Annotated in this window: 11 protein-coding genes and 1 tRNA gene; 6 read left to right on the top strand and 6 right to left on the bottom strand. The window is 62.2% G+C overall.

Annotated features, from left to right (window positions below):
* Window positions 1–150: 150 nt before the first annotated feature.
* Entirely contained in the window at window positions 151–2,886 is a 2,736-nt protein-coding gene (locus tag ACQ86L_RS11385) for an AAA family ATPase (RefSeq protein WP_434315498.1), read from the top strand.
* A 16-nt stretch (window positions 2,887–2,902) separates the two neighbouring features.
* Here ACQ86L_RS11385 and ACQ86L_RS11390 read toward each other — a convergent pair whose 3' ends face one another.
* Window positions 2,903–3,295 (bottom strand): hypothetical protein, encoded by a 393-nt coding sequence (locus tag ACQ86L_RS11390; protein ID WP_434315499.1) that lies wholly within the window; start codon window positions 3,293–3,295, stop codon window positions 2,903–2,905.
* A gap of 155 nt (window positions 3,296–3,450) precedes the next feature.
* Here ACQ86L_RS11390 and ACQ86L_RS11395 point away from each other — a divergent pair, with 155 nt between their 5' ends.
* On the top strand, window positions 3,451–5,112 hold the full coding sequence (locus ACQ86L_RS11395; protein WP_434315500.1) for a hypothetical protein: 1,662 nt from the start codon (window positions 3,451–3,453) through the stop codon (window positions 5,110–5,112).
* Window positions 5,113–5,137: 25 nt separating this feature from the next.
* Here the strand turns inward: ACQ86L_RS11395 and ACQ86L_RS11400 are convergent, their stop codons facing one another.
* The 4 genes from ACQ86L_RS11400 to ACQ86L_RS11415 form a co-directional block, all read right to left on the bottom strand.
* On the bottom strand, window positions 5,138–5,392 hold the full coding sequence (locus ACQ86L_RS11400) for a hypothetical protein (protein WP_434315501.1): 255 nt from the start codon (window positions 5,390–5,392) through the stop codon (window positions 5,138–5,140).
* On the bottom strand, window positions 5,356–6,291 hold the full coding sequence (locus ACQ86L_RS11405) for a hypothetical protein (protein ID WP_434315502.1): 936 nt from the start codon (window positions 6,289–6,291) through the stop codon (window positions 5,356–5,358). The genes ACQ86L_RS11400 and ACQ86L_RS11405 overlap by 37 nt, the downstream gene beginning before the upstream one ends.
* A gap of 38 nt (window positions 6,292–6,329) precedes the next feature.
* On the bottom strand, window positions 6,330–7,097 hold the full coding sequence (locus ACQ86L_RS11410) for a GNAT family N-acetyltransferase (RefSeq protein ID WP_434315503.1): 768 nt from the start codon (window positions 7,095–7,097) through the stop codon (window positions 6,330–6,332).
* 155 nt (window positions 7,098–7,252) lie between these two features.
* Window positions 7,253–7,525 carry a hypothetical protein gene (locus tag ACQ86L_RS11415; RefSeq protein WP_434315504.1) on the bottom strand — a complete coding sequence of 91 codons (273 nt, stop codon included), beginning with the start codon at window positions 7,523–7,525 and terminating at the stop codon, window positions 7,253–7,255.
* A 323-nt stretch (window positions 7,526–7,848) separates the two neighbouring features.
* Between ACQ86L_RS11415 and ACQ86L_RS11420 the strand changes: the two genes are divergently transcribed.
* Together ACQ86L_RS11420 and ACQ86L_RS11425 are read left to right on the top strand one after the other, a co-directional pair.
* Complete coding sequence (locus tag ACQ86L_RS11420) at window positions 7,849–8,712, top strand: hypothetical protein (protein WP_434315505.1); 864 nt, start codon at window positions 7,849–7,851, stop codon at window positions 8,710–8,712.
* Window positions 8,713–9,054: 342 nt separating this feature from the next.
* Window positions 9,055–9,128, top strand: a tRNA-Gly gene (locus tag ACQ86L_RS11425).
* 11 nt (window positions 9,129–9,139) lie between these two features.
* On the opposite strand, the gene ACQ86L_RS11430 is transcribed toward ACQ86L_RS11425, so the two are convergent.
* A complete protein-coding gene (locus tag ACQ86L_RS11430; RefSeq protein ID WP_434315506.1) occupies window positions 9,140–9,742 on the bottom strand; it encodes a TetR/AcrR family transcriptional regulator in 603 nt (200 codons plus the stop codon).
* A gap of 120 nt (window positions 9,743–9,862) precedes the next feature.
* Here ACQ86L_RS11430 and ACQ86L_RS11435 point away from each other — a divergent pair, with 120 nt between their 5' ends.
* Both ACQ86L_RS11435 and ACQ86L_RS11440 read left to right on the top strand, forming a co-directional pair.
* Window positions 9,863–10,729, top strand: coding sequence for a carbon-nitrogen hydrolase family protein (locus ACQ86L_RS11435; RefSeq protein ID WP_434315507.1), 867 nt, complete (start codon window positions 9,863–9,865; stop codon window positions 10,727–10,729).
* Window positions 10,726–12,108: an APC family permease gene (locus ACQ86L_RS11440; protein WP_434315508.1), complete on the top strand. Its 1,383-nt coding sequence runs from the start codon at window positions 10,726–10,728 to the stop codon at window positions 12,106–12,108. The genes ACQ86L_RS11435 and ACQ86L_RS11440 overlap by 4 nt, the downstream gene beginning before the upstream one ends.
* Window positions 12,109–12,252: the final 144 nt, after the last annotated feature.

The following is a 12,252-nucleotide window of genomic DNA, read 5'->3' on the forward strand; positions in this document are numbered from 1 at the left end:
TCCGATGATTTTCTAGCGGGTTTCGGACATTTGGGCCATTTGCGCGCCAAAACCGGCTTGGAACCGGAAGTTCTAAGTAGAGGGACGTTTGTTCGAAAGGACAAGACCGTCCAGTTTCGAGAAGCCGAAGACGAAGTTAGTGGGAGGTGAGTGCAGGTGCGAGGCGGAGTAGCCAGGTGGAAGCGGGGACAGTCCTCCCACGGGGTCAAGCAAGCGGTCAACTACGCCTTCAGCGGTGTCTGTGACGCCACCCTCACCGCCAAAACCGCCGACGGTGTCATCGCCGCCGCCGGCTACGCCGATGCGGTCATGACCCGGTACATCGTGGAGAACGGTGCCATCCGCGACGACCTCCTCACCCGGGATCAGCTCAAGGCCTGGGTCGACGGGCTCGACCCAATCACTGGTGAGCGACGCGGCCGGGATCTCGAGTCCCCGGTTGCTGACCTGGTCTTGGATGCGACGATAAACGCACCGAAGTCGTTCTCCATCGCCGCCATGCTCGACCCCGACCTCGCTGCCGCCTACGAAGACCTCCAAGACCGGCTCCGTGACCGGATTGTGAAGCTGTGGCAGACGGAGCTCAACGCGCGCCGCGGCAAGGGCGGCGCCATCCGGGAAGACCTGGCCCGGATCGAAGTCGTCGAACTCCGCCATGAACGCTCTCGCTCATTGGACCCGCACAAACACCGCCACCTCTGGCTCAACGTCAAAGTCCAAGGCCAAGACGGCAAATGGTCCAACATCGACACGAGGGTCGCATTGCGATTCCAGAACGTCATCAACGCCGAAGGCGACCTCGCCTCCCGCACCGACCCAGCATGGACCCACGCTCTCGCCGCCAAAGGGTTCACACTCAACGAGGACGGGGAGATCACCCAACTGCAGCACCTAGTGCGGCCCTTGTCGAAGCGGTCGGCCCAGATCGAAGCCAACAAGGTCACCCGCACGGCCTGGTGGAAGCAACAGCACCCCGGCCAAGAACCGTCGCACGACGTACTGAACCAGATCGACCGGTGGGCGTGGGCGACCGGCCGGCCGAACAAGCCGAGCAACTTGAACGAGGACGACTGGGCAGAGCTCATCCAACAGGAACTCCTGACGGCGGACCCCGCTCTCCGTCAGGAGCGCACCCCAATCGATGTGGCCTCAGCGTCGCTCGCGGATCTCGACCTTGAACTACTCGCCGCAAAAGCCATTGTCGATGCCGACGCACGATCGACCGGCACCGGTGGACGCTTCAGCATGATGGACCTCCAGGCAGGGACCATCCGCGCCATCGCCGCCACCGGCGTCATCGCCGAGCGCGCCGAGCTGGCCGCGCTAGCCGACCAGGTCGTCGCCTCGACACGTGCGCTCACCGTCACGCTGCTCGACGAACCCGATGTCCCCGCACACATCAAGTCCCGAATGGCGATCTCCACCGCAACGCTGAAAGCCACGATCGCCAACCGCATCGAAGCGCTCTCGGCACCCGGCGCCCCGGCCCCAGTCGAGGAGATCACGGCGATCGCGCGCGCCCTCGACCCCGAGCGCGTCCTCGACAACGACCAGGCCGACGGCGCCTCCGCCATCGCTGGGGCCGCTTCCGTCGTCGCCATCACGGGAGCCGCCGGCACCGGCAAAACCACAATGCTCAAAGTCGCCGTCGCCACGCTTCGTCGCCAGGGTCGCAACATGATCATCGTCGCCCCAACCAAGAAGGCCTCCACCGTCGCCCGACGCGAAACCAACAGCGCAGCGTCTAGCCTTCACCAACTCCTTTATGACTTCGGCTGGCGCTGGACCACCGGCGCGGCAGGCAACACTGAATGGACCTGCCTCAATCCCGGCGACTCCGACCCGACAACGGGCCAGACTTACCCTGGTCCTCGTACCCGAATCCGGCCGGGCGATCGAATCGTCGTCGACGAAGCCGGCATGCTCGACCTCGAAGCCGCCAACGCCCTTATCGAAGTAATCCACCGCACGCGTGCGACCATCGCCGTCGTCGGCGACGACTACCAAGCCCTCCCCGTCGGGCACTCCGGCGCAATGGCACTCTTCCGCCGGTCCGCATTCGAGAAGATCGAACTCACCGAAATCCATCGCTTCCACGACCCCGAATGGGCAGATCTTTCAGCACGTCTGCGCGACTCACGTGGTTCGGCTGAGTCTCTGGCGATCGCGGAGGATATCGAACGCAGGGGGCATCTCATTCGCGTGACGAGCGAAGCTGAGGCTCATCAAGCGATGGTCGCCGCGTGGCTCGAGTCGTCGCTAAAGGCGGAGACGATTGCACTCGTCACTGCGACACACGCCGAGGCTCAGCAGATCAACGAAGCCATCCAGACCCGGCGCGTCGAGTCGGGCGCGCTCGACACACGCCGCTCGGCGGTGGGGAAGTCTGGGCAGTCCCTGTTTGTTGGAGATGTGGTTCAGACCCGACGGAATGACAATTCATCCGATGTCGAGAATCGGCAGAACTGGATCGTAAGGAACATCACTGAGGAGCACATCACCCTGGTATCCGATTCCGACTCGACCGCCCTTCGACGGATCACGCGCGAATACGCAAGCTCCAACGTTCACCTCGGATACGCCAGCACTGTCTACGGCGTCCAAGGCGAGACCACTGACCGCGCCATCGTGGGACCCGGCGTGGACGCTGCCGGCCTTTACGTGGGGCTTACTCGAGGGCGTGCGCGAAACGATGCAGTTGTCATCGCGTCGACGCTCGAGACTGCGAAGACGGAACTGGCGGCCACGATGCAGCGACAGATTGGGGAAGAAACAATCGAGAAGTCGCGGATTGCTGCTCGACAAGAACTCGCCCGCGCGGCGACAATTGACACCACACGGCCGGTCGCGACCGTGGACGCGTGGTCGTACACATTGTCACAATGAGCATGCAATTGTTGTGCTATTGCCCAGCCAAACCGGTCGCGATGATCTCCCGCCCGAGGCGGCTCCTACCGTCGAGTGCACGATCCCGTTCGCGATAGTTGAGCAGCGCCACCCCAAGCGCGTCGGCGCGCGCTTGCGTTACGGGGCGCACACCGCCTCGCAGAAAGATGAGCGGTTGCCGTCCATCGGCGAGTGCCAGTGCGGCAGCCTTCTCTACGGCATCGACATCGAGATTCCCCCGGCCGTTATCAACCCAGCCAAGGTAGTACGAGCTGTACAGGTCACAAGAGGCCCCAGCGGACATTACGGCGTCGGTCGCGCCGAGAAAGATCATCCACTCTCTGCACAACTCAATTGCCTCATCGCTCGACACCCCAAAGGGCCTCGGCAGTGGTGGTTCGCGTTCCACCCCTCCAGTCTGCCTGATGCCACGGTCACAATTCCGCACGCCGTCAAACTCGTAAGGTTTGGATGGGCCCCCGCGCGAAACCTTCACGAGTCAGGTCGTTCACCCCGACGCTGGAGAAGGCGCAACTGATTCGCCCCACTCTGAAGGAGAAGTCGATGCGTCTGACCCCCGCCACAAGTTCGATCGACCTCTTATCGATCGATCACGTGTTCTCGCAGTCGCGGCTTCTCTCAAGCGAAGACTTCATCTCTGAGGCGAAGGCCTGGGGTTACCGGATAAGCCTCGTCGACCTTCAGGCTCTCAACCAATACGGCGTACTCGTTCCATTCTTTCGTGCCGACGATGAAGAGATCAGCGGTCGAGCGTTGGATGTCTCAAAGCACGAAGGGAAGTTTGTTCACTGGGCAAGTGTGGGGGGATTGCGCGACCCGCAGCAAGAGGGTCAGTCGTTGTGGTGGCCGCATATCAGACCAGATGGCGCTGTGGACCGATGGTGGGACGGATACTTCTACAGCCCCTGGCAACTGTTGGAGCTTCGATATGCCCTGCGGGATTGGGACGATCTTCGGGCTGGGGGCTGGTTACGTCGCGCTGAACTGGTCAGCGCCGCGCAGTCGAGACGACACGAGAGCTTGAGTCTGGCCGCGTTGTCGGGCGCGTTTTTGCCCCAAGTCCTTGGGCGGGTTAGCTATTTCAATGGTGTCGACCAAGACCAGGTTGACGTCGCACAGTTCTCGATCAGAGCCGAGCAGCGTCTCGCAGCGGTTCGATTCGATTCGTCGAAACTGCTGCGCGTCGCGGACTTCTACTTGCGGTCCGCGAGAGGGTTCGACCCAATGTGTGATTGGTGGGAACTGCTACGCCACTCCGGACCCTCAGGCTGGTTCAAGGCGTCAGGCGAGGTCCTCGAAGCGATCTGGAAGCGAATTGCTGCTGAGCTCTTCCTACGCGCACACGACCAGTTGGTCGACGATGGGATACTCGAGCCGCTCCCAATCGCCGAGCGATCTTCGATGACGCGGGACATCATGCTTGACCGCATCGGCAATAATCCAAGCGCTTCAAGCCTTGAACGTTCCCTTTCGAAGTTCTCGCTATCGCCATACGCACGGGTTCTATTCGTCGTGGAAGGCGAGACTGAGGAAATCCAGCTTGGCGCCCTACTAAGCGAGCTCGGATTCCTTCGGCCTGACCGCGTTCGGATCTTCCGCCAATCAACGTCGAGCGACTGGCCCAATCAAGTCGCCAAGCTCGTGGCGCCTCGCATTTCAGAGGTTTACGGAAATCGATTCGCAGTTGAAGGTAGTCCGACCGCGATATATGTGGCAATGGACCCGGAGGGCCCTCGGTACGGTAACGCCGATGCAGTTCTCAAAACCCGAGCCGCCCTCCAACGAATCCTCCGCGAGGAAGTCGCGCGACAGGGCGGCACGCTCACGCAAGATGAGTTGGACACACTCGTGGAGGTGCGCGTCTGGGGCGAGTACACGTATGAGCTCGCTAATTTCACCGACCTCGAACTCGAGCGGGCTCTGCTCGCGGTCCTTCGGGAACGGGGAGACAAAGTAACTCCTGAGGGAGTCCACGCAGCAATCCAGAATGTGCGAAAACGAAAGATCGACCTGAAGTACGCCCTACAACAACTCCAGGTCCAGGATGCGAAGGTTGCTCTCGCCGAATATCTGCTGCCGACGCTGCTGGGTAAGTTGGAGCTTCCACCGGAGAAGCAGCCTCCTGCGGTCCGCACGGTGTTCAGCGTTGCTCATCTTGCGCAGCGACTCACCGGCGGCAATTTCCTCCTAGAGGAGGAGAAGTGATTTCACGCTCAGTACTTGGATTCCACTATTTTCTAGTGGGATCCCGTAGCCAGAGCTTGAGTTCCGCTGCATCCAAATCGGACCACTTCGCACCTTGACCGAAGTCACCGCCGATCAGCTTCACGTCGGGGAGCGCAGCAGACAATGCCGTCGCGTCTTTCGAAGCCAGGGCATCGTAATGACCGTTGATTCGAGGCGCATACGCAACTGCAGCGATGGGCTTGCCCGATTCGCTCAGCTCTTCTACCAGGTGCGCATCGTGCAAGCTATGGCCGAGCACAAGCACATGAGAACAATTCGCGAGTTGTCGCCGGAATGTGGACCACATCTCCTGCAGGGGAGGGGAAAGCCAGGGACGCTCTTGGTGTCATCTGGCAGGAGTAGTGCTGGCGTAAGTCGGTCGTCGATCTTCTCATCGCTGGGTCGCGATTGGATCGTACCGTCCTCGGTGAAGTACCACCCAACCGCACCATGGAGGTGCAGAACAGGGATGATCCCATCGTGATCTGCGGACTCAAGTGTGTTTGGCGCCCACTGCGGCCGACGACCGGCGAAGGTTGAAATAAACCCGTCTTTGCTGACGATGTTGGCATTCACGCGCTCCGACTCTAAGTCGATAGCTGCCTCGATGGCGCGATCGAAGTTTGTCGTCGCGTGGACCAGGAAAATTGGATCTTGGTCGTCGCGCCTCAGTGAATTGCGGATCAGATCGTGAAGCCGCTTGTAGCTGCGATAGGCCTTTTCCTCGTCAACGCGGTCCATCGTGAATTGTTCGTACAGGTTCTGCCAGACGACGCGCCTGATCGCGTTTACGTTCTGCGTCGCGAAATTGAGCCAGGCGCGGGAATCGAGGACCGTCTGAACCTGAGTTCCGTCTCCAATAAGAGACTGCATCCCACCCAGTTTGTGTAGGGGCTCAACGGTAGGGAGGGCTTCCGCAAAACGGAGAAAGCGCCCGAGTGCGGCCTCGAACCTATCGCCGTCCATTGACGGTGTCAGCCCTAGCAATTCGGCTGCGTACCCGAGTTCCTCGACCAGCGATGTTGCCCACTCTGACATCATCGCCAAGGGCTTGTCTCTGCCGAGGGCGGTACTTGCTCCTGCCCCCGTCAGAATCATCACTCGCGAGTGCATTCCCGTCCCCTCGTCACTGAAAATCGGCGCGTCCGGTTCGGGCACGCCGTGTACGCTTTTGTAACTCTATGTACCCGAGATCATCAAGGTCGTTCACCCTGGGTCAGTAGGCGATAGGCGGCGCTATGTGAATCCTGTTGGCCTATGGCTCGAACGAGACCCTGAGGTATCCGCTGTTTCAGCGTCGGATCAGCTCGAAGCTCGTGAGCAAGGCCGGCCAGGACCCGATGGTGTTTTTCGATTCCGCCAGCGCGGCCATCTATCTTCCATTTCGCGATCAGCTCGGTTTCGAGCAGGCGGAACTCCGCTATCAGTGGGTAGGGCGGCAGATAGTCCAGGTAGAGGATCGGCGCAAACGTCCGCGGCGCAGTAGTCCATTCCACCTCGTCGTGGGGGCCGGGTGGTTCGATCCAAACGACGAGCTCGCCTGGTTGGTGGACGGTCCACCCGCCATCTGAATACCAACCCCTAAGTTCAAGAGGCACCTGAGCCATCGCGATGCTGTATCCGAGCAGGCGAAGCGTCTTGAGTGTGCGTCGAAGCAGCTCCGATCCGACACCCTCACTTCGTCGCTCGATCTGTACAGCTACGTGAGTCACCACGGCAACCTGGCCGTGTAACCGCTCTTCCTCGAAAGCGACATTCGGCCGCGCACGGCTATAGCCGAGAAATGCGCCCAACTCGTCTCTTGCGACCAGAGTTACAGATTTTCGGGATTGCCAGTTCTCAACCTCCGGCTGCAACAGCGAACGAAGGACACTTCGGTCGTCCGGGAACGTCTCTTTCGCGAGTTGAATTAGCTCGTCCAGGTCCGCAAGTGTCGCTGGTCGGATACGTGGCGAACCTGGCATGATTCGATGATCTCGCGCCGGGCACGACACCCGAAGGAGCTGGCCCGCCCCAATTTGAGTGGCGATGCGGTCTTGATATCCGCACCGAGGCTGGTACCGTCACCTCCGGCCGCCGACCTAAACCATTGCGTAGGAAGAAGACGCGGCAGGAGTTCTCAGTCCTTTCGGAAATAGTCCGGCTGCAATGCAGCGAGCCGATCGTCCGCGCTCGCGGTCACGTCCTTAAGGAAGACGTGGCGCCCCACGTCGAACGCACCATGGCTGTCGGTGCTGTACCAAACGTCCACGACCCGAAACCTCCGGTAGTTGCTGCTCGCGTCGAGAAAGCCGTCTCCAACCTGGAGTGGCACGCCGTGATGGCTGTCCTGCCAAGGTAGCTCACCCTCCACGTGGTAGGTGTTCAACTCGAACGGGTCGTAATCAGCCATCGAATTCTCGGGCATTGCTAGCCTTTCTTGCTCTTGGCCTCGCCAAGCGCGAGATCCCCGCACTCACCGTATCCGGCTTGACGGAACATCGAGGGCCAAGTGACGTGAAGGGCTCCTCGCTCTGTAGCTGAGGGGCGCTCGCGGTTAACGCCTTCGGCGCGCCGCGAGGCGACATGCAGAAGGTCAGGTGGCGGTCGGCAAATGGACCGCCTCGGCTTCCAGCAGCGCTTGACACCATAATTGGCGTCGCATCATTCGGGCTCAACTCGCTACCTTCAGGGACAGCTCCATACGGTGCTTCGGAAACAGATAGGAGCCGTCCCGTGGCCCTCGTACATTTCGCGGAGTTTAAGCGAGTCAACAGCGAGCGCATCACAGTAAACAACGCAATGATCGCGCTACTTGCCGGTTCCCGCCTTGCGTCGCATACTTTGACTCTCACGGAAGGATCAGACCGATTCCTCCCGGAGATCTTTCCACGCGTCGACGATATCGATCGCTTCAACCTAGTGACCGATCGAGCAAAGGAATTGCTCGACGACGCCGATCAACACGTCGCTGCTGTATCCGTTCCCTACGGGCTGTCCATCCACGAAGACTTCGTCATCACCGTCATCGAAATGCTTCGCTCGAGCGGCACACCGGTACCAGTCCCCGGCAAGCGCAAACTCGGGCCAGCGACGATGCACGAGGCACTATTCAATGCCACTGGTCATTCCTACTCAGCGACGTCTCTTGAGCTCTTCCACGTCTTGCGGGAGATGCGAAATTCTCAAATCCATGAAGGGGGCCGCGCGAATCCTCGCCTGTTAAAGCAATTGGCAACTATGTCAGCCAACGCAGCGGGGCTTTGGCAACGGATCGTGCTGGAACCGCACACTAGCGCCGTCGCCGGCGGCCGCGTGTCGTTCTCCGTGGGTCACCTCTATCTGGTGTTCGCCGTTACCAAATCGCTCGCTCGAGAAGTCAACTTTGCCTTGCAAGCGCACTGGCCGCGACAGGTGTGGGGTGCGCTTCTGATTCGGGATTACGAGGTGGAGTCGTCTAAAGCGCGTAATTCAAGTTCTTGGCGACGGAGCCTTGTCGGCTTCGCGCGATTGGATTACGCGCCACTCGGACTCAGAGAGTCTGAAATTGAGGCAGCGGCTCGCGCGTCGGGCGCTTGGACAGCCCCTAGCTGGGCCTGAAAGAAAACACAGGTGCTCTGTCCTATTGAGCTACATTCGGCATGAACCGAAGCCGGGACTCGAACCCGGGTCTCCATTGTTTTTGTGAGATTCCGGGCTGCGATCCCGATACGCCTTCTGCGAATCCCTCACATAAATGTAGCACACCCAGTTGGGATGTATTCCTTATTGCAGCCCTACAGCTCGGCGCGATTCGACCCTTTTGAACAGGCGCCGACCCAAAGCTTTGAACAGGCACCGACCCAAAGCGGTGAGTAAACGGTGAGTTTGGCCAAAAACCATTGAGCGGGTAGTGTGGGCGGCAACCTTACTTCCCAGTGATTTACTGGGATTCCAGGCCACGCGAGTGTAGTTCAATGGTAGAACTTCAGCTTCCCAAGCTGATAGCGCGGGTTCGATTCCCGTCACTCGCTCCATAGTTCGGCTCCTACTGCTGTCGTCCCCCCGTCAGGGTCCGCGCGACCGCGACGATGAGGGCCACCGTCTTGTCGTGGTCCGCACGCCCGGTGAGCACGTCGAGGGCGAGGCCGTCCTCCATGGCGACGAGCGTCCGCGCCGTGTCCCTGACGCCCAGCGCCAGACGGAACACGTCGGCCGCCTCGCCCTCCTCGAGAGCCTGAGCGTAGAGGTCCTCCTGCGCCTCGAGAAACGCACCGTGTTCGCGCGCGACAACCGGATGCCTGCTCGCCATCGGCTCGAGTTCGACCAGGAGGACAGTCGCCGCGGCCGACTCCGTACCCGGAACAGGGACGCCCGACTCGATGCCGGCCCGTAGCCTGCCGAACGGGTCGGATTCGGCGAGCATCCGTTCGCGTCGGTGCGCGACGTACTCGGCTGCGGCGATAGCGTAGGTCTCCGCGAAGAGGTCCGTGATCTCGGGGTAGTAGTACAGGACCGAGGCCGGAGTCACCCCCGCGGCCTCCGCGATGTCGCGGAGGCGCGTCTTGGCGTACCCACGATCGACCAATGTGAGAGCGGTCGCCTCCACGATCTCGCGTCGCCTGGCCTCTTGGTTGCGCGGACGTGCCATCCGCCCACTCTGCCACAATGCTCGACCCTGCCGCGGCTGGGCCGAGGGCGCTCGATGGCCGGCTCTTGACAGCGACACGTTTATTAAACAAAACTTCGTTAACTCATTCGGAAGGCCCACATGACCCGACTGCTCCCCCTCGCACTGGCACAAGTCCCCGCACAGGGAGACATCGCCGCTTTCGCGGACACGCTGCGAGCGCACGTGCGCATTCATCCCGAGATCGAATTGTGGGTCTTCCCCGAACTCCACCTGACCACGCCGGGCGGGGACGAGCAGCCCCACCAGCTCGCCGTGACGGTCGGCGACGACCGTCTGCGGGCACTCTCGGAACTGGCGGCTGAGCTGAAGATCTGGCTCGTGCCAGGGAGCATCTACGAAGCCGACGGTGCCGGGGGCGTGTACAACACGGCGCTTGTATTCGGGCCGGACGGCCGACAAGTTGCCGCCTACCGCAAGGTCTTCCCGTGGCGCCCCCTCGAGGTCTCCCGGCCCGGTACGGAGTTCGTCGTCTTCGACATCCCCGGGCGCGGGCGCGTCGGCCTCTCGATCTGCTACGACTCGTGGTTCCCCGAGCTCACCAGGCACCTCGCGTGGATGGGCGCCGAGTTGGTCCTGTGCCTCGTGCAGACCGACACCAGCGACCGTCAGCAGGAGGTGGTGATCACCCAGGCGAACGCTATCGTCAACCAGTGCTGGGTCGCATCCGTGAACTCGGCCGCGCCCACCGCCCGCGGCCGGTCGCTGCTCGTCGACCCCGAAGGGCGCATCCGCGTCGCTTCTCCGTCCTCCGAGACGACGCTCCTCACCGACGTCGTCGACTTCGACGCCGTGACCACCACGCGCCGGTACGGCACCGCTGCCGTCTCCCGCCCGTGGTCGCAGTTCACCACGGGCGACCGTGCCATCGAACTGCCGTTGTACGCAGGAACGCTCGACCCCGCACGCTGGACACCAGCGACCCCCACCCAGGAGGAAACCGCATGACCTCGCACCAACCCGTCACTCTGGCCACGCGGCTCGGGCTCGCAGGAGTGATCTTCTTCGGGCTCGCCTACATGGCACCCGGAATCGTCCAGTCCACCTTCGGCGTCGTGGCCGAGGTGAGCGGCGGCGTAGCTCCCATGGCATATCTGGCCGCCACGGCGGCCATGCTCCTGACCGCCCTGTCGTATGCCGCTCTTGCCAAACGCTTCCCGAGCTCGGGATCGTCGTTCACGTACGCGAGCAGCATGCTCGGACGCGGACCAGGGTTCCTGGTCGGCTGGGCGATCCTGCTCGACTACCTGTTCCTGCCGATGGTCGCCTGGCTCATCCAGTCGATCTACCTGAACGCTCAGTTCCCCGGCGTTCCCATCTGGGCGTGGCTGGTCCTCAACATCGGCCTGACCACCGTGATCAACGTGCTCGGCATCGTGCTCGCGGATCGTGTCAACACTGCGCTGACGGTTCTGGCGCTGGTCGGAATCGCCGTTTTCGCGATCGTGATGATCGGCTACCTGGCGGCGCGCCCCGCGCCGGATGCCGGCGCGGCCCTCCTGAACCCGAACACCTCGATCGCGGCGATCGCATCCGCTGCGGCCATCGCCGCCTACTCGTTCCTCGGATTCGACGCGATCAGCACCCTCAGCGAGGAGACGAAGAACCCGCAGCGCACCATTCCGCGTGGAATCCTGCTGACAGTCGCGATCGGCGGCGGCATCTTCGTCGTGGTGTCCTGGCTCATGCAGCTGGTGCACCCGGGCGGCCATTTCCAGAACGCGGACATCGCCGGGTACACCATTTCGGTCCAGGCCGGCGGGAAGTTCTTCGCCGACGCGCTCAACATCGTGGGGATCGTCGGCGGGTTCGCGTCCGGCCTCGCGATCCAGGCCACGTCGAGTCGACTGCTCTACGTGATGGGCCGCGACGGCGTGCTGCCGAAGCGGGTGTTCTCCCGGCTCAGCGCGAAGTACCGGGTCCCGTGGATCAACGTGCTCATCGTCGGAGCCGTCGGGTTCATCGGGCTCGGGCTGGACATCGCCCAGGCGACCTCGCTCATCAACTTCGGGGCCTTCCTCGCCTTCACCGCCGTCAACGTCTCGTTCCTCGTTCTCATCTGGAGGGAGCGGATGACACGGTCCCGCGCCGCACGAGCGCTGCTCTCACTCGTCCCCATCGTCGGAGCCGTCGTCGATCTGGCGCTGTTGTCGCAGCTTCAGCCCAGCGCGCAGATCGTCGGCGCGATCTGGCTGGCGATCGGCATCGGCTGGCTCGCCTACCTCACGCGCGGATTCCGCCGAAGCGTGCCCTCCGGGGCCGGGGCGCCCGTGCCTTCGGCGAGCGTCGAGACGGCGGAGACCCTCGACGAGGACATCGTCCGCTGAGGCTAAGCCCACGCGCCCGGTCCGCGCCCTCGGGTGCGTGGGCCGGGCGCGTGTCACGTCGTGGCCGATCTCCATCTCCAGCGCTCGTCATCCTCGGCGGCCGGAAGCAGTGGGGCCGACATCGTGGCGGGTTTGCTCCGTTCG

This window comes from Leifsonia sp. P73, from assembly GCF_051059105.1.
Classification (GTDB): Bacteria; Actinomycetota; Actinomycetes; order Actinomycetales; family Microbacteriaceae; genus Leifsonia.